An 18,405-nucleotide genomic window follows, 5' to 3' on the forward strand; every position below is an offset into this window, starting at 1 on the left:
CTGACGCCGCGTGGCGCGGATAGGTAAGGCATGTGCCGATGCAATGGGCAAATCTCGCCCTCTTTCTGACGGAAGCCGTCGTCTATTTCTCGGTAATGACGGCCTTCCTTCATTACCGGCATATTCTCGGCATCGGTGTTTTTCTCACCGCGCTGGGGGTTATGCACTTCCTCGAAACCTATCTCGCGGCCGTCTTTTACGTGCAGCTGCCTTTCGGTGTGGCGTCGCCCGGCTCATCGATTCTTTTTGCCGGCAAGCTGATGATGATCCTCATGCTCTATATGCGGGAGGACGCGGCGGTCGTTCGACAGCCGATCTACGGCCTGTTTCTCGGCAATATAGTGACCGTCGCCATGGCGCAGATCATCCGTTTCCATCAGACGGTGGCGATTGTTCCCGGGCAATCGGTCAGCACCGCATTTCTGGATGAGATGGGCGTGCTGATGGTATGGGGAACCAGCCTGCTTTATATCGACGCCATCGCCATCATCCTGTTTTACGAAAAGCTGGGGCGTTATCTGCAGCGCCATATCGTGCTGCGCTTCGCGATCTGCGGCGTCGTTATCCTGAGTTTCGATCAGGCGGGTTTTTATGGGGCGCTGCGATTGTTGTTCAACGCACCTCTCGATGTCTTTTACGATGGCTGGAAGGCGAAGATGGCGGCAGTCGGCATCTATTCGCTGCTGTTTGCCACCTATCTCTGGCTAACATCGGCCAAGGGCCGCTTTCTGACACGCCGCAGCGTTGCCGATGTCTTCAACGATCTCACTTTCAGGGAACGTTACGAGGAGCTTCTGTCCCGCTCCGGACGCGATATGCTGACCGGCGTATCGGACCGCGCCCGCATGGAACTCGATGCGCCCTCGGTTGTCGTGGAATGCCTTGAGAAAAAGCGACCGGTCAGCGTGCTGATTGTCGATATCGATCATTTCAAGACCGTCAACGATACGTTCGGGCACCTGCAGGGCGATGAGATCCTGCGGGAATTTGCTGCCGTCCTGAAGCGCGCCGTGCAGCCGCTGGGACATCTCTACCGCTTCGGCGGCGAGGAATTCGTGGCGCTCCTGCCGGCGATGACGCATGAAACGGCGCTGGCATTTTCGGACAGTCTCCGGGCCGCGATCCTTGCGGACCTGCAACGGCCGGACGGTTCGCCGCTGACCGTCAGTATCGGCGTCGCCACCGCTTTCGAGGATGGGCAGCTTTTCCGCGCGCTCCTATCGGAGGCCGACGCACGGCTCTATGCGGCAAAAAATAACGGCCGGGACCAGGTCCACGGCCGTTACGGAATGTGGGTCGGCTGATACCGGCAATCTTGGCCGGCATCGCCCAGACATTTAAAGGTCTCAGGCGGCCTGCGCCAGCTCGGCAACCTTGGCTTCAGCGGCGGCCACAGCCTTTTCAACGGCTTCCGGACCGAATGCCAGGCCTTCGACATAGATGACTTCCACATCGGTCATGCCCATGAAGCCGAGAACGGTCTTCAGGTAAGGAACGGCATGGTTCATCGATACGGCCGGGCCTTCGGAGTAAACGCCGGCCGCAGCCAGAACGATGTAGACCTTCTTGCCGGTGGCGAGGCCGACCGGGCCGGTTTCGGTGTATTTGAAGGTCTGGCCGGCGCGGGCGACATTGTCTATCCACGACTTCAGGCCGGAATAAATGTTGAAATTGATGAGGCCGGTGCCGATGACGACGGTATCGGCGGCCAGAAGCTCGGTTACCAGCTTGTCGGAATAATCGGCGGCAACCGCTTCTTCGGCGGTGCGCTGGTCGGGCGCCTTGCGGATGGCGGCGGTCTTGACGGTGTCGAGATGCGGGATCGGGTCAGCAGCGAGATCGCGATGGACAAGGGTGTTGGAAGCCGACTTGGCCTTCAGCTTGCTGGCGAGTTCACCGGCAAACTTGTTGGAAACCGATTCGTCGCCACGCGGGCTGGAGGTGATGAGAAGAATGTTGGACATGGTCTTTCCTTGCATATGCGATGAATTGACGGGCGCCTTGGGAGGGCGGGAGAGCACGACGCCCTTCCTTTGCGCTCTATATGAAAAATTACTGCCATCAAGAAAACTGTGATAATGTGGAAGCAATCTATCGATGAAATGGATGGGACATGGACGCGAACCCGACGCTCGATCAATTGCAGGTGTTTTTGACGGTGGCCGAGACCGGCAGTTTTTCCGCCGCGTCACGGGCGCTCAATCGCGCCCAGTCGGTGGTCAGCTACACCATCGCCAATCTCGAGGCGCAGCTTGAAGTGACGCTGTTCGAGCGCAGCGGCGTGCGTCAGCCGAAGCTGACGGATGAAGGCCGCGCCATGCTGGAGGATGCAAGGCGCATCGTCGCCGGCCTGCAGGAGATGCGCGCCCGCGCCAAGGGGCTGAAGCAGGGGCTTGAGGCGGAACTCTCGGTCGCCATCAGCACCATGGTGCCGGCGGAGGCCATGGTGGCCGTGCTGCGGGATTTTCGCCAGCAGTTCCCAACCGTCACTCTCAGCCTCAATGTCGGCGAGCTGGGCATGGTCATGGAGATGGTGCTCTCCCGCAAGGCAGGTATTGGCATCGGCGGGGCGATGCTGCGCCAGGACGATGAACTCGTCGTCGAAAAGGTCGGCCATTCCTTCATGTTGCCGGTCGTTGCGTCGGATCACCCGCTCGCGCAGATCGAGCGGCCGCTGGGCCTGGCCGATGTGCGCGAGGAGGTTCAGCTGGTCGTCACCGATGCATCCGGCCTGACCAAGGGCCGCGATTTCAATGTGCTTTCCTACAAGACATGGCGGGTCAGCGATATCGCCACGAAATACCAGCTCATCAAGGGCGGTCTGGGCTGGGGCGGCCTGCCCGCATCGATCGTCCGTAACGACATCACCAATGGCAGCCTCAAGGCGCTTGAACTCGAGGCCTATGAACAGGGCGAATATCCGCTCTTTGCGCTGCGGCGGGTCGATTCACCCGCCGGCCCTGCCGGCCAATGGCTTGCCGAAGCATTTCAGCAACGCCTCTCTGCCTGTCCGAACCATAAGGATTTCAACGGGATGCTTGCTGCTCACAAGCAGAGGAGCATTTCTGTCGCCGCTGAGTGACATTGTCTAATTATATCTGGACCGAGCGGGGCCACCTTCTCCCCGGCGGGGAGAAGAAACGCGCGGCAACCCCGGCGCTATGCCAGCAAGGCCAATTGACGTGGGCGGGCCGCCTGCCTATACCTAGATCACGGTCAGCAGTTCACCGAGGCATCGCCGTCCCGCAAGGGAAGCTAAACCTGCATTTTTAAAGTTTGACAGCACTTATCCCGTGCCATGTCGGAAGCCGGCGATCAGCGACACCTTTTCGGAATGGCACTTGAGGGTAAGTCATGCCACGTTCGATCCTTTCCATTGATATTGCCGACCTTTCGACTTTCGCCAAATCCGTCCGCGAACAGATCGGCAGGCTGGACCGAAAGCCAAGCCATGTGGAGATGCTCAATCTTCTGAGCCGGGCTGCCGGGTTCCGAAATTTCCAGCATTTGCGAGCCTCACGCGAGCCATCCGATGACAGCGGACCATCCCGGCCAGATATGCTGCCGGCAGCCAATGAGGGCAGGGTGCTGAAGACCGTTCGTGTCTTCGACGCCGCCGGCCGGCTGATGCAATGGCCGGCCCGCCGCTCCCAGCAGGAACTGTGCCTCTGGTATCTATGGGCGAAAATTCCCGCCGGGCGGAGCTTTTCAGAGCGCGAATTCAGCAGCTTTCTGGATAGCCTGCACCTGTTCGGGGATGCGGCCATGCTGAGGCGCGACATGGTCGGCCTGAGGCTCATCCGCCGTAACCGCGATGGCAGCGATTATCGGCGCATCGAGCAGAAACCGCCATTGGAACTACCGCTTCTGCTGCGAGCGCTCGGTGGGCGCGATTGAGGGGATAGCCCTCGGTATTGCCGATAGTTTTCATCAAACTCGGCGTCATCCTCGGGCTTGTCCCGAGGATCTGCTACGGATTGATTTTGTTGACGTGGTGAGATCCTTGGGACAGGCCCAAGGATGACGGCAGAGCTTCACCCTGCCGCCAACAGCCGAAGGGCCGCAGCCCTCAAAGAACCAGACGGAACTTCGCGAAACCTTCCGCACCGTCGCCGGCATCCTCGATCTTCGCGCCCTTGATATCGGCCGCATAGTGGCGGCCTTTGGGGCCGGTCTCGAAGATCGCCGTGGTATTGGCCACCGGCGCAAAGGACCAGTTCGCATCCGCAGACGGGTTGATGGTGCCCTGATCGATGATATAGCGCACGATGACGTCGCGGTTGGTATCGGGGGCCACGAAGATCACCTTGTCGCCGGCGATATCGGGGAATTTGCCGCCGCCGCTCGCCCGGTAATTATTGGTCGCCACCACGAATTTCTGTTCGGGATCGATCGGCTTGCCTTCAAATTGCAGGTTGACGATGCGGTTGCTGTCCGGGTTGACGGCCTTGCCGTCCTTGTCGAATTTCGCCGGTTTGGAAATGTCGATCTGATAGGTCACGCCGTCGATGACATCGAAATTATAGGACGGGAAGTCCGCATTCAGCAGCGGCGCATCCTTTGCGCCGGCCTCCACCGTATTGAACATGCCGGCCGACATTTCCAGCCAGTTCTTCACCTGCGCACCGTTGATCAGCACCGCCTGCACCGTGTTGGGGTAGAGGTAAAGATCGGCGACGTTCTTGATGGCGATATCACCGGCGGGGACATCGGTATAATAATCCGCACCGCCGCGACCGCCGGACTTGAAGGGGGCTGCCGCCGAAAGCACGGGCAGATCCTTATATTGCCCTTCCTTCAGCATGTCCTTGGTGTACCAGGTCTGGGCATTGGAGACGATCTGCACGGAAGGATCGTCGGCCACCAGCGCGAAATAGGAATAGAGCGGCGCGGAGGTCTTGCCGACGGGACGGCGCACATAGGCAAGGGCCGCCTCGTGATCGGCCTTGGCGGCGGCGAGGACTTCCGCCTTGTCTGTGAAATCGGCGACGACCTTGCGGTTTTCGTCGCGGTGGTAGATCGGCCGGGCTTCGGAGGTGAAGTCGACGATCTTCCAGCTCTTGCCGTCCTTTTCGAGCAGCAGGTCGATGAGGCCCATATGCGAGCCCCAGAAACCGGCCATCACCGCCGGCTTGCCCATCAGCGTGCCCTTGACCGCATCCGCGCCCTCGATGCCGTCCCAGGTCTTCGGACCGGGGAAGACGAGATGCTGGTGGCCGGTGAAGATCGCGTCGATGCCTTCGACACCCGCCAGATAAAGCGAGGCGTTTTCCATGCGCTCGGTCTGGCCCTTGCCGTCGATACCGGAATGGGAAAGGGCGATGACGATATCCGCACCTTCCTCCTTCATGACCGGCACCCAGGCTTTCGCTGCCTCGACGATATCGCGCGTCTGCGCCTTGCCCTCGAGGTTCTTGGAATCCCACATCATGATCTGCGGCGGCACGAAGCCGATGATGCCGACCTTGACCGGGCTCGTCACGCCGCCGCCGTCGCGGATCTGCTTCTCCAGAATGACATAGGGCTTGAAGAACAGCTCGTCGTTCTTCGGATCGGAAGCAAGCTGGCCCTTGGTGAGGTTGGCGCAGACGTAAGGGAAGCCCGCACCCGCCAGCGTGTTCGACATATAGTCGAGACCGTAATTGAATTCGTGGTTGCCGAGCGTGCCGCAATCGTAACCCAGCACGTTCATGGCGTTGATCACGGGGTGCTTGTCGCCGGCCTTCATGCCGCGCTCATAGGCGATATAGTCGCCGAGCGGGTTGCCCTGCAGGAAGTCGCCATTGTCCACCAGCATCGAATTTCCGGCTTCGGCGCGGATGGTGTCTATGATCGAGGCCGTGCGCGCCAGTCCCATCGTGTCGTTCGGCTTGTCGGCGTAATAATCATAGGGAAAGACGTGAACATGGATATCGGTCGTTTCCATGATGCGCAGATGCGCCTGGTTGGCCGCCGCACGCGCAGCAAAAGGGTGCAGCATCACCAGCGCCGAGGAGGCTGCGATGCCGCCCAGAAGCGAACGCCGGGTAATGGGGTGGAGAGCGAGAAGCGACGACATGGGAACTCCTTCGGATGAAGCTTGCTCTGTCTTGAAAATGACAGGGTAGAAGCAATCGCAGAGGAGTCCATCACCAAAATGACAGGCCCGTGACAGATGGGCCGGTTTTCAACCGTTTGATAAATTTTTTATCACGGAAGTGCGGCGCAGGTGTCGCCGCACCGGAGAATGCGCATTGCTGCGCTCAGGATCAGCGGGCGAGGGTCGGTTTCACTTCTTCGTGAAAGAAGCGGAAATAGGAGGAGAGCTGCGCCAGCGTGTTGGTGGAAAGCTTGAGCTGCAGGCCGAGGCGGTTCATGTGCTGCCATTGCACGACGCCCTCGATGAAGCCCAGATCCTCACTCTGCACCTTGACCCGGCTGCCCTTGGCCGCGGCGAAAGGCCCGTCCAGCTCGAGCGCCATTCCGGTGGCGGAAAGATCGACCACACGCCCTCTGGTCGACTGGCTGAAATAATGCACGGTCGCAAAAATTCTGGTCTTGCTGCGGGGCGCGGTCCGTGTCGCCATATTGAGGTTGTTTGTCATTTCGCTGCTCAAATCAATTGTTTCCGATACCTGCATCATGGCGCGGAAAACTTGAGAGCCGTTTAGTTCTTCTCTTAAAATTGCATGTAATTGCCGATTATGCTGTGTCGATACGGCACTGATAGCAATTATTGCGGGCGGAGCGCACATGCACATAAGCGACATCCGCGCGCTCCAGAAGGTGCCGCGCGCGCGAAACGATCTCGCCTGTCGCCGTCACCGCGCCGGTGCCGTAGACGATGCGGTCATCGGCTCCATAACCGCGCACGATATAATCGGGGCTGTCCAGCATCGGCGGAATGGCCTGCGTCTGCGGGTAGCGCTCACAGGCGTCGGCATGCAGAAACACCGGGCCCGTTTCCGCATAGGGCTGGAGCGAGGGAAAGGGCCGGTAGGCGAGGATCAGCATCTCTTCGCCTTCCCCGATCTGGGAAAGGCAGTGGCGGCAGGGCATGCCGCCGGGAGAAACGGCTTTCTCCGGCGGATTGCCATAGGCGTCGGCGGCTCCAGACCGGTAGGCTTCGGCTTGCTTGGCCGGCATTGCAGTGAAAACGAGATCGGTCATGGCGGAGACCTCCTTGGTTGGGATCGGCGTTGCTTCTTTGCAGCTATGGTCGCGAAACGGATCACTATCCACCCGATTCTTGACAGGCGATGCAACCAGCCCATTGCGTGACTCGTTAGCTTCGGGAATCAGTGACGCTCCTCGTTCCCGGAAGGTCTGATTTTATGTTCCGTCGTTTTCTGGCCGCCGTTCCGCTGGCTTTCGTTTCGTTGACGGCTCCGCTTGAGGCCGAGGCGCAGGTCGCCTCCGGTCTCGATGGCCTGTCCGACGAGCAGCTTCAGCAGGCGGTCAATTTCGTCATCGGCAATGCGATCTTCTCGCTTTATCACGAGGGTGCGCGCATGCTGATCTCGGATTTCGGAACGGCGGACACGGCAAGTGTGCAGGCGCCGGCCGATCAACTGGCTGGCACGCTTATCCTCCAGGCCAACGAGGAATGGCTCGACACCGCGCTCGTCAATGCCACCGACAGCTGGTATCTGGCGCGTGAGGCGGAGACCTTGCCTGAGCATGAAGCCCCGGTCTTCTCCGCGCTGGTGCCCGACAGAAGCCGCGATCGCAACATGGCCTGCCTGATGGTCGGCCGTGACAAGGACGGTTATGGCGATCTGGCCGCCATGATGGGGCTCAACAATGCCGAATTCGACAAATGCGCCGCCGCCTATCCGGGCGTTGCTTCGGCCTGGGAGAATTTTCTGAGCCCCCACCGCAGCCAGACGCCTTCCAGATTTTCCGTCAGCTACGTGCCGCCGCGCGACCCGGAGCTTGAGCCCTACGCCATCATGATCAAGGAATCGAAGGTTCTCGATCTCATCAGCCGCAGTTTTAGCGGCTATGGCTTGAAGGGGGACGTCAAGCTGACGGCCAAATCCTGCGGCCGTCCCGACGTCTACTGGTCGGCGGAAAAGCGCGAGATCACCTATTGCTATGAACTCGGCAAGTTCCAGGCGGAACTGATTGCCGATCACCTGCTGAACACCGTCACGGAAGACAAGGGCGCTGCCGGCGGGCAAATCCCGACGGCCGCCGCAAATCTGGAACGGGAAATCTGAGGCCGGATTGCAGAACGCTGGCAATCTGGCTTCCCGATATGGGAGGAGAGTGCCGTGCCAAAGGTTGTCGTTCGCAATTTCGCCATCTCGCTTGACGGATACGGCGCGGGCCCAGACCAGAGCCTGCAGAACCCGCTGGGTGTGAACGGCGAAGAGCTGCACCAATGGGCCTTCAAGACCCGCACCTTTCATCGCATGTTCGGCAAGCAAGGCGGCTCGACCGGGACGGACGAGGATTTTTCCGAAAAGAGCTTCGAAAATATCGGCGAGAGTCCTTTTCAGCCCAAGGACTTGGGCTGACTGGATTCCTGTGACGAGCACAGGAATGAGGGAGTGGGGACCAGACACTCCTTATCGGAGAATGGCAAGCGTTGCTCTGAATGGCGCTACTCAGTTGCGCAGCGATATCTCCAGAAGCTCGGTATCGGCAAGCGGCTCCACCCAGGCCTCATAGGTGCCGACGGGCGAAAAGCCCATCATCTGGTAAAGCTGCAGCGCGCGCGGATGGTCGAGCGTGTTGGTGGTCACCGTCACCCGTTTCGGATTGTCCTGCCAGGCGGCGTAAAGCGCCTGCAACAGGAACCATTTGCCGACGCCCGCACCGATCGCCTCTTCGAGCAGCCCGAAATAGGACAGCTCGGTCACCTCGTCGCCCGCCTTGTTCAGTTCGAAGAAACCGGCGGGCGCACCATTCATATAAAGAACCGTAACGCTGTTTTTCGGATCGCGCAGAATGGCGGAAAGCTCCGCATCGCTCATGCGCATGCGCTTTTGCCAGTGCCAGCGTTTCCCCACCCGCCAGTAAAGATAGCGGTAGAAATGCAGGGGAATATTGTTGACCCGCATCAGCGCGGTCTGGATGTTGACGGGGATCGGCAGGCTGACCTTCGGCGGCGCCGTCATTTCCAGCTGCGTCACATGCGCCTTCAGCGGTCCGTGCGACAATGTGGGGATTGCATCCGCCGGACCGGTAACCACCGGTGTATCCTGCAATCCGCCCCATTCCGACCATGAGCCGTCGTAAAGCGAATTATCCTTATGACCGAGCGATTCCAGCGCCAGCGTAATGACGGCGGCGGTGACGCCCGAGCCGCAACTGGTGACGACGGGCTTCGAAAGGTCGATACCGGCATCGGTCACCATTTTGCGGATGGCGGTGAGGTCCTTGAAGTGGCCGTTTTCGGAAAAGGCTGTCGCAGGCAGGCTGCGCGCGCCGGGCATGTGGCCGGAGCGCATGCCGGCACGCGGCTCGGCCTCGTCGCCGGTAAAGCGTCCGGCGCCACGGGCATCGGCAATCTGTTTTTCGCCGCTGTCGACGATGCCGCGCATCGCGCCAAGCGAGGTTACGCGTTTCTCGTTGAAATCAGGCGTAAAGGTTGCCGGCTCGATTTCCGGTGTACCGGTTTCAAGCGGCCGGCCTTCGCGTTTCCAGCCGTCGAGGCCGCCATCCAGCACATAGGCCTTGCGCACGCCCATAACCCGCAGCATCCACCACACGCGCGGCGCGGAAAAGAAGCCGGGGCCGTCATAGACCACGATCGTATCGGTGTCGCTGAGGCCGAGCGCGCCAGCCTGTTCCGCAAAGAATTCCGGCGAGGGCAGGGAATGCGGCAGGCCGGTGGTATGATCGGCGATCTTGTCCTGATCGAAAAATACGGCGCCGGGCAGATGGCCGGCTGCGAATTCTTCCGCACCGTTGCGCTTGTGCGCCGGCAGATACCAGGAGGCATCAACGACACGAAACCCGGCCGTGCCGAGCTGCTTTTCCACCCAGTCCGCCGAAACGACGAAACGGCTCTTATCCGTGCTCACGATGTTTCTCCCAATCTCAGGCAACAGCTTCAGGCGCGCCGAAACGAATGCGGAACCGCCTGTTCTCCTTGCCCTTCTTTTCTATCTTCGCAATGTGAATATCGCCCACTTCCTGCGTTTCGGAAACATGGGTGCCGCCGCAGGGCTGGCTGTCGATGCTGGAATTTTCGCCGATGCAGACGAGGCTGACGCGGCCGAGGCCCATCGGTGGCCGCACATTCTTGGATTTGACGATGCCCGGATTGGCCTGCAATTCCTCGTCGGTGATCCATTGCAGGAAGACGGGATGGTTGGCTTTCACCAGTTCCATCAGCTTTGCCGTCACCTCGTCCTTGTCGATGGTTTCCGACATGTCGAAATCGACACGCGATTCATCCTCGCCGACGGCGGCTCCGGTGATCGGCCACTGGCAGACGACGGAGAGCAGATGGCAGGCGGTGTGCATCCGCATCAGCTTGTAACGGCGCGGCCAGTCCACATGCAGGGTCAGTTTTTCGCCGATATCAGGGGAAGGCTGGCCTCCGAGCGGCATATGGACGATCACGCTTTTGTCGGCGCCGTTTTTGGTGATACCGAGTTCGATGCGCGAACCATCGGCCCGCTCAAGAAAACCGCTATCGCCCGGCTGGCCGCCGGAGGTGGCGTAAAAGCAGGTCTGGTCCAGCTCTATGCCGCCATCCTCATGCACCGCCGTGACGATCGCTTCTGCGGTGGAAAGATAAAAATCGTCACGGAACAGGGCATTCACAGGCATTTCGGCATGTCCTCAAACGGTTTCGTACGGAACCGCAATCTCGCTTTTCGTCGCCAGCCACTGCGGAATGGGAAGCCCCTTGGAGCGCAGGAAATCCGGATTGAACAGCTTCGACTGATAACGATTGCCGTAGTCGCACAGTATCGTCACGATTGTATGCCCCGGACCAAGCTCGCGGGCAAGGCGGATTGCGCCGGCAATGTTGATGCCGGAGGAGCCGCCGAGGCAAAGCCCTTCCTTCGTCACCAGGTCGAACAGCACCGGCAGCGCCTCCGCATCCGAAATGCGATAGGAGAAGTCCGGCGTAAAACCTTCCAGATTGGCGGTGATGCGCCCCTGTCCGATGCCTTCGGTGATAGACGAGCCTTCGGATTTCAGCACGCCGTGCTTGTAAAATTCATAGAGAGCCGCACCCTCGGGATCGGCAAGGCCGATCTTGATGTCGGGGTTGAAATCGCGAAGGCCATCGGCCACGCCCGCAAGCGTTCCGCCGGAACCGACCGAGCATATGAAGCCATCGACCTTGCCATCCGTCTGGTCCCAGATTTCGGGGGCCGTCGTTTCGATATGGGCCTGACGGTTGGCGATATTGTCGAACTGGTTGGCCCAGATCGCGCCGTTTTCATCGGTCGCGGCGAGCTGTTTTGCCAGCCGGCCGGAGACCTTCACGTAATTGTTCGGGTTGGAATAGGGGGCGGCCGGAACTTCGACCAGCTTGGCGCCGAGAAGCTTCAGCGCATCCTTTTTTTCCTGGCTCTGCGTCTCGGGAATGACGATGACCGTCTTATAGCCCAGTGCATTGGCGACCAGCGAAAGACCGATGCCGGTATTGCCCGCAGTACCCTCCACAATGGTGCCGCCGGGTCGCAACTGACCGCGCCGCTCGGCATCGCGGATGATATAGAGTGCGGCACGATCCTTCACCGACTGACCGGGATTGAGGAACTCCGCCTTGCCGAGGATTTCACACCCCGTCGCTTCAGAGGCGGCTTTCAGACGGATGAGCGGCGTGTTGCCGATAGCACTGAGCGCAGAGGAGTGAATGGTCATGATTGAGCCTTCTTGTCTGAGCGGAAATTAGGTGCCGTTATGTCCCGTTACAACCGCTTCAACGCAAGAAATTATCTTCCCGGCTTTGGCTTAGCCACGCAAAATTTTGCCGATACCCAATTTTATGCGTTCTTCTTGACGTCGGCATAGGCCGCAAGCGCTCTTTCCCGCGCTTTTCCATGGTCGACGATCGGCAGCGGATAGGTCTTGCCAAGTTCGATGCCCGCCTTCTTCAGCGCCTCTTTCGGCGCTTCGAACGGCTTGTGGATGTATTTTCGCTCGAGCTTTTCCAGCTCCGGCACGAAACGGCGCACATAATCGCCGTCGGCGTCGAATTTTTCGCCCTGCAATATGGGGTTGAAGATGCGGAAAAACGGCGAGGCGTCCGCGCCCGAACCCGCCACCCATTGCCAGTTGGCGGCGTTGGAGGCCGGGTCCGCATCGACAAGCGTGTCGCGGAACCATTTCTCGCCCTTCCGCCAGTCGATCAGCAGATGTTTGATGAGGAAGGACGCCACGATCATGCGCACCCGGTTGTGCATGGTACCGTGTTTCCACAATTGCCGCATGCCGGCATCGACGATCGGATATCCCGTCATCCCGCGGGTCCACGCCGTGAAGGATTTTTCATCGTCTCGCCAGCGGAAGGCGTCGAAACTGTCGTTCCAGTTCTTCTCGTCGAGTTCGGGAAAATGAAACAGCAGGTGATAGCAGAATTCGCGCCAGACGATTTCCTTGCGAAAACGGCTGATATCGTTTGAGGCGATGTGGCGGGAAAGCCCCTTCGTCGCGTGCCAGATGGTAGAAGGCGATATTTCGCCGGACGCCAGATGCGGGGAAAGCAAAGAGGTTGCGTCCTTTGCCGGAAAGTCACGGCCTTCTTCATAGCCCTTCAAAGCGCCATCGATGAAATCGTCAAGTTTTTCCCGCGCCCCGCCTTCGCCGGGAGACCATATGTCGCCGAAGTGTTTCGCCCAGTCGGGCTTGGTGGGTAACAGTTTCCAATCGCCAGGCTTTTCCGATTTTGGCCACGTCTTCGGCGCCTTCAGACCCTTCGGCGCATCCGCCGGCGCATGTGGCTCCTCGCCGCCCTCCAGCGCCCGCCAGAAGGGCGTATAGACCCGGTAGGGACCGCCGGATTTCGTCTGCAGCCTCGATGGTTCATGCAGCAGATGGCCGGAAAAGCTGCGCACCGTCAGGCCGTCATCCCGAAGCGTCTGTTTCAGCGCCTTGTCCGTCGCCATGCCGGCAGGATCGTATCGGCGGTTCCAGAACACCGTCTCGGCACCCGTTTCGGATATCAGATGGCGCAATGTCTCGCCGGCGTCGCCGCTGAGAAGCAAGAGGCGGCTGCCGATTTTTTCCAGTGCAGCGGTAAGGGACGTGAGGGAGTGGTGAAGCCACCATTCCTGTGCGCCGCCCAGCGGGCCGCAGGATTTTTCCCTGATATAGACGGGGATGACGGGGCCGCCATGTTCCACGGCGGCAAGCAGGGCAAGATTGTCCGAAAGGCGCAGGTCCTTGCGGAACCAGACGATGGCGGGGGAGGCTGTTGTCGGCATGAAAAGACCCGGTTCACTTCCGCTTGAACGAGTGTTGAAACGCTTTGTTCCGCAAATCGGCTAGAATGGAAAGATGGAGGCACATGGTTTTTCGAGGGTTATTTTTTCGCCCTTGAAACCGCTGATAAAGGGAACCAACTGGAGGAGCCGGCGTTTGTCGCGGGTTAATAGAGCATGGAAGTGCAATCAATGTTGCTGAATGACGTTAAGTGGGAAAAGCCCGTTACCATCTCCCTCGAAAACGGTGCTCCCAGGATTTTCAATGGCGTTTACGAAGCCTTCGATTTTCTCCAGCACGAATGGCCTGAGCGTGGCGACAAGGTGCATGAACAGGCGCTGCGCCTGTGCCGCGCCTCGCTGATGGGCGACGTGGCGGGGGAAATTGCCCGCACGGCCTTCGTTGCTGCCAGCCGGCAGGCGCAGTGCCTTGTGGAAGAGCCGGGCAAAATCGCGTCCTGAACGGATTTTCGGAACTGATGCGTATAAGGCCACCCGCCAAAAACGGGTGGCCTTGTTTGTTGAGTAGCAGGAAACGGGTTGTTTCGAATGCGGGATATGGCATCGTGCATGCGAAAAAGCGGATGAGCGACGGCAATGAGCAACCATTACGGCTATATTGTTTTTCCCACAGCCCTTGGCCATTGCGGCCTTGCATGGGCGGGGCGGGGCATTGTGCGTCTGCAATTGCCCGGCTCTGACGCCGGCGAGACCGAAAAACTTCTCCAGAAGCGTCTGCCATCCGCCTCCATCGCCGTTCCCGAAACACGCACGCGTGAGGTGATTGCAATGATCACCCGTTATTTCGGCGGCGAGGAGATTGATTTTACCGCCGTCGAACTCGATCTCGCCGGGCAGGAGCGTTTTTTCCTCGATGTTTACGCCGTTGCGCGGCAGATCGGCTGGGGCGACACGACGACCTATGGCGGCATCGTAAAAACGCTTGGTCTTGGCATGGAAAAGGCCCGCGATGTCGGCCAGGCCATGTCGAAAAATCCGGTGCCGCTGATCATTCCCTGCCACCGGGTTCTCGCCGCCGGCGGCAGGCTTGGCGGCTTCTCCGCACCGGGCGGAACCACCACCAAATTGCGTATGCTGGATCTCGAAAATGCCGGCCGCAGCCGCGCCGATGAGGCGCAGGGCAGCCTGTTTTGAAGCAATGACAGATCAGCGCGCATGAATAGGTGTCTGATTTCTGCCCATTTCTCGTCAAATTGTCGCTAAATTGTCACAATACACGGACGCCCTCTAACATAAGGGCGAGACGTTTGAGAGTATCCGCGTTAATTCTATCGGTTGCCTTGTCTTTTACAGTTGCTGCATCGGCCTCTGCCGGCATGCTGAACCAGGCAGAAAAATACACCGGGCTGCATGAGTCCAAAAACAACAAGAGCCTCAAGAACATTCTTGGCGCAAATCCCCGCAGCACCCCATGGTGCGGCCTTTTCCTGCATGCGGTCGCCAGCAAGGCCGGCCGGCAATCTCCCAAATCCTATGGATTTGCGAAGTCCTGGACATCCTTCGGTTATGCCGTGCCCGTCAGTCAGGCGAAGCCCGGCGATGTCGTCGTCATTCGCAACGGCCGTGGTTACCACGCCGGCATTTTGAAGAGCATGAGCGGCAAGACCGCCCAGATCCTCGGCGGCAACCAGTCCGGCCGGGTGCAGGTGTCGAACTTCAACCGCAAGGCCATCGTTTCGGTCCGCCGATAAATCCTCTGACATTTTTGACGGCATTTTTTGATAAAGGCGGGCTTTGACCCGCCTTTTCCATTTTCGGGCCTAGGGCTGCTCTCTGGTGCCGGGCGCTGCGTCGCGCTGGTCGTCGTCCTCAAGGTCTGTGGCGACGATGAAGGCGTCCTCGTGCTGCCTTGCGGCCTGCCGGCGCGCACGCAGGCTCACGCTCTCGTCCGGGTAAATCTCGACATCTTTGGCTTTCAGCTCGCTGTCTGTTTCGAAATGCACGACATCATCATCGTCAATATCAAGCGGTTCGGTTTTCGGCTTCTGCGGGGTGGTCATGAAGCGATCTCCTGCTGGTTTCTGCAGGCCAAACGATCGGCGGCCGATGACGGTTCCCTTTCTCGCGGAAATGCTCATTCGTCGCAGGTCAAGGCGGAACTAACTCTGGCTTTTTTTGTTTTTTCAATGGCACAATCAAAACCGGTGCAACGTAAACAGGGAGGTCCGTTATGAGCCATGACCGCGAAGCCGCAATCCGTGAAAAAGCGCGCGCAATATGGGAGAGGGAAGGAAGACCCGACGGGCATCATGAAAGACACTGGATCGAGGCAGAACGGGAACTTTCCGCAGATGCGGAAGCGGCAAAGTCCAAAAGCGGGAATGGCGTGAAGAAGCCAGCTGCCGCGAAGGCGTCAGCGGAGAAGGCGCCCGCGAAGAAGACGCCAGCGAAAAAGGCAGCCTCGGCAAAGGCCAAATCCCCAGCGGTAAAATCGCTTGAGAAGGAGCGGAAATCTGCGGTCAGGAACAAGGACGACGATTTGACCGAGAGCCTTGAGGAGAGTTTTCCGGCAAGTGATCCGCCGGCACTGACCAACGCCACAAGGGCGACGAAACGGGTGGTCAAGAAGACCTGACCGTTTGACGGCTGAATAACCGGGAATTCAGAAAATCCCCGATCCAAATCGGGCAAATTGCAGCGGCACTTCGCTCTTCAAAACATGTTTTTGAGAGAGATGGCTCCCCGGGCCGGATTCGAACCGGCGACCTGTCGATTAACAGTCGAATGCTCTACCGCTGAGCTACCAGGGAACGTCCACCGCTTGGCGCGGTGTGAGCGGGGTAATACAAATGCTTTTCCGATTTGCCAAGCGGTTTTTTCAAAAAAAACGCATTCCTCTTGTTTTATCTCTCCAGAGTCCCGATTTTCCGGGCTTATCGCCGGTGAAAAAATTATCCACAGGCCAAATGCAAAAGGGCAGGATGGAAATGAAATTCGGTATCGACCACAGAACGCACCGCCTCCATGTCGGAAAATGGAGCCTTGCCATGCCGCGTTCGCGCGTCGGCAGGATTGCGACCGGTTCGGCGCTGGTGGTGGGCGGAACGCTGGGTTTCCTGCCCGTTCTCGGCTTCTGGATGATTCCGCTCGGTCTCGTCGTGCTTTCCCACGATCTGCCGGCGGTTCGCCGCCAGCGGCGAAGGCTGGCGGTCTGGTGGGCATCGCGGCAGAACCGCCGCGAGACCCGCAATGGCGACCGGCAATAGGTCTTATGCGCCGATGGAACTGCTGATGCCCTGGCCAGCCCAGAAGGCCGCATAGGCGAGCGCCGCGAAATAAATCGCCGTCAGCCCCAGAAACAGGTAGCCCCCGAGCACGGTGACGCCATCCCTCTGAATCATCCCGGCTGAAAAAAGCAGGATCGCGACACCCGGAAGGGTGTTGGAGAAGGGAATGAAGCCGAGCGGCATCATCAGCAATACGCCCGCCGTCATCAGCGCAAGCCCGTTTATGCGGTTGGCAATGATGCCGGTCGTCAGCGCGGGAATGCGCGGGCGAATGAAACCGTCGAGCTTGGAGACGATGGCGACGCCTTTTTGAAGGGCGGGAACGAGCTTTGCCGTCTCCATCTGCCGGTCGAGGATTTTTGCCGGCAGCCATGGCAGGCGGTTGAGGGTGATTGCCAGGCTGACAAGGATGATCGCCGCACCAAAGACCGTGCTGACGCCGGGAATGGAAACCGGGATGAGAAAGGGCAGGGAGGCGATTGCGCAGATAAGCAAAAGGCCCTGTTCGCCGATCGCTTCCATCAACTCGCGCAACGTGATCGTCTGACCCTGCAGCTTTCCTATCAGCTTCTCAAGCGTCGTGCTGAGCTTTTCAGACGTATCAGTGAATGCGAATTCGTTCGTCATGCGGCTTCCCGGAAGTTGTTTAACTCCGGGCTTGATAACATTCATCCGGCCCAATGCCTATCATTGATAGAAACGGAGCCTTTCACATTTGGTCGAGTGGTTCCTGCTCAGTGCGAAACCCAGCTGCTGTAAGCCCCTGCAAGAAGAACCACCAGCAGAATGACAAGTATGACCGGATTGATCGATGTAACGAAGCTTACATATTCCATGATAACTTCCTCCTCTTCCGTCCACCTTCATTCTACAGCAAAAAGGCGAGCTCATCTACCACAGGGTGAAATTTCGCATCGCAGCAACCCGCTCTCGGTATGGGCGGGAAATGCTCGTTTTTATGATTTTTTGCGATGCAAAAATAAATTTTCCAACATTTGCCATTCTCTTGCGTTGTCTCTAATCCTCATTCGGGGCCGGTCTCTCCGGCCCACCGGAAACCGCATGAATCACCGCCGATATGCCTTGGCTCCCGCCTGCCTTCACTCCGCAACACTCTTCCCCGGGGACACGACATGCTGAAAAACATCTATGCCTGGACGATGGCGCTCGCCGCGCGCAAAACCGCCGTGTGGTGGCTGGCAATCGTGGCTTTCGTGGAAAGCTCCATCTTCGTCGTGCCTGCCGATGTGCTTTTCCTGCCCATGGTGCTGGCCAGGCCGAAAAAGGCGATGTTTTATGCGCTCGTGGCAACTGTCGCCTCGGTTCTCGGCGGCATCGCCGGCTGGTTCCTCGGTCATTATGCCTTTGAAAGCATCGCGCGGCCCATTCTCGAATTTTACGGCAAGCTCGACAGCTTCGAGCATCTGAAGAACTCCGTGGATTACGAAACCATCGTTCTCCTGCTGGTAACATCGGGGCTCGCGCATCTGCCGCCGATCAAGGTCGTGACGATCCTTTCCGGCGCGGCCAATATCAGCCTTGGCCTGTTCATTCTTTCGGCGGTCGTCACGCGCGGCGCACGCTTTTTCATCCTTGCCGGATTGCTGCAGAAATACGGGGAATCGGTGCGTCATTTCATCGAAAAACGCCTTGGCGCCATCACCGCGGCGGCCGCCGCCGCGCTCATCGCGGTCTATGCGGTTTACGTTTTCGTGCGTTGATCAAGCGCAAATTTTCTACTCTTACAATACTGTCGCATAACTTTCAGCTTACTGTCAGAA

20 protein-coding genes, 1 tRNA gene and 1 pseudogene are annotated in these 18,405 nt (G+C 59.0%); 11 read left to right on the forward strand and 11 right to left on the reverse strand.

Going from position 1 to position 18,405, the window contains the following annotated elements:
• The first annotated feature begins 38 nt into the window (after nucleotides 1–38).
• Complete coding sequence (locus ACQZ5K_RS17115; RefSeq protein WP_448740927.1) at nucleotides 39–1,304, forward strand: diguanylate cyclase; 1,266 nt, start codon at nucleotides 39–41, stop codon at nucleotides 1,302–1,304.
• A gap of 42 nt (nucleotides 1,305–1,346) precedes the next feature.
• On the opposite strand, the gene ACQZ5K_RS17120 is transcribed toward ACQZ5K_RS17115, so the two are convergent.
• A complete protein-coding gene (locus ACQZ5K_RS17120) occupies nucleotides 1,347–1,964 on the reverse strand; it encodes an FMN-dependent NADH-azoreductase (protein ID WP_080856228.1) in 618 nt (205 codons plus the stop codon).
• Between the two features lie 149 nt (nucleotides 1,965–2,113).
• Between ACQZ5K_RS17120 and ACQZ5K_RS17125 the strand changes: the two genes are divergently transcribed.
• Complete coding sequence (locus tag ACQZ5K_RS17125; RefSeq protein WP_003521584.1) at nucleotides 2,114–3,082, forward strand: LysR family transcriptional regulator; 969 nt, start codon at nucleotides 2,114–2,116, stop codon at nucleotides 3,080–3,082.
• Nucleotides 3,083–3,354: 272 nt separating this feature from the next.
• Nucleotides 3,355–3,897, forward strand: a complete 543-nt coding sequence (locus tag ACQZ5K_RS17130; protein WP_174039058.1) for a DUF2087 domain-containing protein — start codon at nucleotides 3,355–3,357, stop codon at nucleotides 3,895–3,897.
• Nucleotides 3,898–4,069: 172 nt separating this feature from the next.
• On the opposite strand, the gene ACQZ5K_RS17135 is transcribed toward ACQZ5K_RS17130, so the two are convergent.
• The 3 genes from ACQZ5K_RS17135 to ACQZ5K_RS17145 all read right to left on the reverse strand — a co-directional run bounded on the left by ACQZ5K_RS17135 (nucleotide 4,070) and on the right by ACQZ5K_RS17145 (nucleotide 7,149).
• Entirely contained in the window at nucleotides 4,070–6,058 is a 1,989-nt protein-coding gene (locus tag ACQZ5K_RS17135; protein WP_448740928.1) for a bifunctional 2',3'-cyclic-nucleotide 2'-phosphodiesterase/3'-nucleotidase, read from the reverse strand.
• 190 nt (nucleotides 6,059–6,248) lie between these two features.
• Entirely contained in the window at nucleotides 6,249–6,584 is a 336-nt protein-coding gene (locus ACQZ5K_RS17140; RefSeq protein WP_003502271.1) for a PilZ domain-containing protein, read from the reverse strand.
• 97 nt (nucleotides 6,585–6,681) lie between these two features.
• The gene (locus ACQZ5K_RS17145; protein ID WP_448740929.1) at nucleotides 6,682–7,149 is read right to left on the reverse strand and encodes a DUF1203 domain-containing protein; all 468 of its coding nucleotides are present in this window, start codon (nucleotides 7,147–7,149) and stop codon (nucleotides 6,682–6,684) included.
• Nucleotides 7,150–7,313: 164 nt separating this feature from the next.
• On the opposite strand from ACQZ5K_RS17145, the gene ACQZ5K_RS17150 reads away from it, so the two are divergent.
• Complete coding sequence (locus tag ACQZ5K_RS17150) at nucleotides 7,314–8,201, forward strand: DUF4344 domain-containing metallopeptidase (RefSeq protein ID WP_142779046.1); 888 nt, start codon at nucleotides 7,314–7,316, stop codon at nucleotides 8,199–8,201.
• Between the two features lie 54 nt (nucleotides 8,202–8,255).
• Nucleotides 8,256–8,468 (forward strand): annotated as a pseudogene (locus tag ACQZ5K_RS17155) (DNA-binding protein); the annotation flags it as partial.
• Between the two features lie 123 nt (nucleotides 8,469–8,591).
• Here ACQZ5K_RS17155 and sseA read toward each other — a convergent pair.
• From sseA to ACQZ5K_RS17175, 4 genes are all read right to left on the reverse strand, one after another.
• Nucleotides 8,592–10,013 (reverse strand): 3-mercaptopyruvate sulfurtransferase, encoded by a 1,422-nt coding sequence (gene sseA / locus ACQZ5K_RS17160; protein ID WP_448740930.1) that lies wholly within the window; start codon nucleotides 10,011–10,013, stop codon nucleotides 8,592–8,594.
• Between the two features lie 16 nt (nucleotides 10,014–10,029).
• Nucleotides 10,030–10,767, reverse strand: coding sequence for an alanyl-tRNA editing protein (locus tag ACQZ5K_RS17165; RefSeq protein ID WP_448737025.1), 738 nt, complete (start codon nucleotides 10,765–10,767; stop codon nucleotides 10,030–10,032).
• A 12-nt stretch (nucleotides 10,768–10,779) separates the two neighbouring features.
• Entirely contained in the window at nucleotides 10,780–11,817 is a 1,038-nt protein-coding gene (locus ACQZ5K_RS17170) for a cysteine synthase A (protein WP_003521575.1), read from the reverse strand.
• A gap of 122 nt (nucleotides 11,818–11,939) precedes the next feature.
• On the reverse strand, nucleotides 11,940–13,379 hold the full coding sequence (locus tag ACQZ5K_RS17175; RefSeq protein ID WP_448740931.1) for a cryptochrome/photolyase family protein: 1,440 nt from the start codon (nucleotides 13,377–13,379) through the stop codon (nucleotides 11,940–11,942).
• Nucleotides 13,380–13,568: 189 nt separating this feature from the next.
• On the opposite strand from ACQZ5K_RS17175, the gene ACQZ5K_RS17180 reads away from it, so the two are divergent.
• The 3 genes from ACQZ5K_RS17180 to ACQZ5K_RS17190 all read left to right on the forward strand — a co-directional run bounded on the left by ACQZ5K_RS17180 (nucleotide 13,569) and on the right by ACQZ5K_RS17190 (nucleotide 15,088).
• Complete coding sequence (locus ACQZ5K_RS17180) at nucleotides 13,569–13,838, forward strand: DUF982 domain-containing protein (protein ID WP_003521573.1); 270 nt, start codon at nucleotides 13,569–13,571, stop codon at nucleotides 13,836–13,838.
• Between the two features lie 135 nt (nucleotides 13,839–13,973).
• Nucleotides 13,974–14,531 (forward strand): methylated-DNA--[protein]-cysteine S-methyltransferase, encoded by a 558-nt coding sequence (locus ACQZ5K_RS17185; protein ID WP_448740932.1) that lies wholly within the window; start codon nucleotides 13,974–13,976, stop codon nucleotides 14,529–14,531.
• A gap of 113 nt (nucleotides 14,532–14,644) precedes the next feature.
• Complete coding sequence (locus tag ACQZ5K_RS17190) at nucleotides 14,645–15,088, forward strand: TIGR02594 family protein (protein ID WP_003521571.1); 444 nt, start codon at nucleotides 14,645–14,647, stop codon at nucleotides 15,086–15,088.
• A gap of 69 nt (nucleotides 15,089–15,157) precedes the next feature.
• Here ACQZ5K_RS17190 and ACQZ5K_RS17195 read toward each other — a convergent pair whose 3' ends face one another.
• On the reverse strand, nucleotides 15,158–15,397 hold the full coding sequence (locus ACQZ5K_RS17195; protein WP_003521570.1) for a hypothetical protein: 240 nt from the start codon (nucleotides 15,395–15,397) through the stop codon (nucleotides 15,158–15,160).
• A 170-nt stretch (nucleotides 15,398–15,567) separates the two neighbouring features.
• On the opposite strand from ACQZ5K_RS17195, the gene ACQZ5K_RS17200 reads away from it, so the two are divergent.
• Nucleotides 15,568–15,972 (forward strand): DUF2934 domain-containing protein, encoded by a 405-nt coding sequence (locus ACQZ5K_RS17200; protein WP_448740933.1) that lies wholly within the window; start codon nucleotides 15,568–15,570, stop codon nucleotides 15,970–15,972.
• A 100-nt stretch (nucleotides 15,973–16,072) separates the two neighbouring features.
• On the opposite strand, the gene ACQZ5K_RS17205 is transcribed toward ACQZ5K_RS17200, so the two are convergent.
• A tRNA-Asn gene (locus tag ACQZ5K_RS17205) sits at nucleotides 16,073–16,147 on the reverse strand.
• Between the two features lie 177 nt (nucleotides 16,148–16,324).
• On the opposite strand from ACQZ5K_RS17205, the gene ACQZ5K_RS17210 reads away from it, so the two are divergent.
• Nucleotides 16,325–16,603 (forward strand): hypothetical protein, encoded by a 279-nt coding sequence (locus ACQZ5K_RS17210; protein WP_448737079.1) that lies wholly within the window; start codon nucleotides 16,325–16,327, stop codon nucleotides 16,601–16,603.
• A 3-nt stretch (nucleotides 16,604–16,606) separates the two neighbouring features.
• On the opposite strand, the gene ACQZ5K_RS17215 is transcribed toward ACQZ5K_RS17210, so the two are convergent.
• Nucleotides 16,607–17,251, reverse strand: a complete 645-nt coding sequence (locus tag ACQZ5K_RS17215; protein ID WP_003521567.1) for an exopolysaccharide biosynthesis protein — start codon at nucleotides 17,249–17,251, stop codon at nucleotides 16,607–16,609.
• A 506-nt stretch (nucleotides 17,252–17,757) separates the two neighbouring features.
• Between ACQZ5K_RS17215 and ACQZ5K_RS17220 the strand changes: the two genes are divergently transcribed.
• Nucleotides 17,758–18,345, forward strand: coding sequence for a YqaA family protein (locus ACQZ5K_RS17220; RefSeq protein WP_059752579.1), 588 nt, complete (start codon nucleotides 17,758–17,760; stop codon nucleotides 18,343–18,345).
• Nucleotides 18,346–18,405 lie beyond the last annotated feature (60 nt).

It is taken from the genome of Agrobacterium sp. 22-226-1 (assembly GCF_053522345.1).

Excerpts from the sequence above, each read along its gene's own strand:
- ACQZ5K_RS17220 (WP_059752579.1), top strand. The coding sequence starts at position 17,758 with ATGCTGAAAAACATCTATGCCTGGACGATGGCGCTCGCCGCGCGCAAA.
- ACQZ5K_RS17170 (WP_003521575.1), bottom strand. The coding sequence starts at position 11,817 with ATGACCATTCACTCCTCTGCGCTCAGTGCTATCGGCAACACGCCGCTC.
- ACQZ5K_RS17150 (WP_142779046.1), top strand. The coding sequence starts at position 7,314 with ATGTTCCGTCGTTTTCTGGCCGCCGTTCCGCTGGCTTTCGTTTCGTTG.
- ACQZ5K_RS17140 (WP_003502271.1), bottom strand. The coding sequence starts at position 6,584 with ATGACAAACAACCTCAATATGGCGACACGGACCGCGCCCCGCAGCAAG.
- ACQZ5K_RS17120 (WP_080856228.1), bottom strand. The coding sequence starts at position 1,964 with ATGTCCAACATTCTTCTCATCACCTCCAGCCCGCGTGGCGACGAATCG.
- ACQZ5K_RS17145 (WP_448740929.1), bottom strand. The coding sequence starts at position 7,149 with ATGACCGATCTCGTTTTCACTGCAATGCCGGCCAAGCAAGCCGAAGCC.
- ACQZ5K_RS17210 (WP_448737079.1), top strand. The coding sequence starts at position 16,325 with ATGAAATTCGGTATCGACCACAGAACGCACCGCCTCCATGTCGGAAAA.
- ACQZ5K_RS17130 (WP_174039058.1), top strand. The coding sequence starts at position 3,355 with ATGCCACGTTCGATCCTTTCCATTGATATTGCCGACCTTTCGACTTTC.
- ACQZ5K_RS17185 (WP_448740932.1), top strand. The coding sequence starts at position 13,974 with ATGAGCAACCATTACGGCTATATTGTTTTTCCCACAGCCCTTGGCCAT.
- ACQZ5K_RS17135 (WP_448740928.1), bottom strand. The coding sequence starts at position 6,058 with ATGTCGTCGCTTCTCGCTCTCCACCCCATTACCCGGCGTTCGCTTCTG.
- ACQZ5K_RS17175 (WP_448740931.1), bottom strand. The coding sequence starts at position 13,379 with ATGCCGACAACAGCCTCCCCCGCCATCGTCTGGTTCCGCAAGGACCTG.
- ACQZ5K_RS17165 (WP_448737025.1), bottom strand. The coding sequence starts at position 10,767 with ATGCCTGTGAATGCCCTGTTCCGTGACGATTTTTATCTTTCCACCGCA.
- ACQZ5K_RS17215 (WP_003521567.1), bottom strand. The coding sequence starts at position 17,251 with ATGACGAACGAATTCGCATTCACTGATACGTCTGAAAAGCTCAGCACG.
- ACQZ5K_RS17200 (WP_448740933.1), top strand. The coding sequence starts at position 15,568 with ATGAGCCATGACCGCGAAGCCGCAATCCGTGAAAAAGCGCGCGCAATA.
- ACQZ5K_RS17180 (WP_003521573.1), top strand. The coding sequence starts at position 13,569 with ATGTTGCTGAATGACGTTAAGTGGGAAAAGCCCGTTACCATCTCCCTC.
- ACQZ5K_RS17115 (WP_448740927.1), top strand. The coding sequence starts at position 39 with ATGCAATGGGCAAATCTCGCCCTCTTTCTGACGGAAGCCGTCGTCTAT.
- ACQZ5K_RS17195 (WP_003521570.1), bottom strand. The coding sequence starts at position 15,397 with ATGACCACCCCGCAGAAGCCGAAAACCGAACCGCTTGATATTGACGAT.
- ACQZ5K_RS17125 (WP_003521584.1), top strand. The coding sequence starts at position 2,114 with ATGGACGCGAACCCGACGCTCGATCAATTGCAGGTGTTTTTGACGGTG.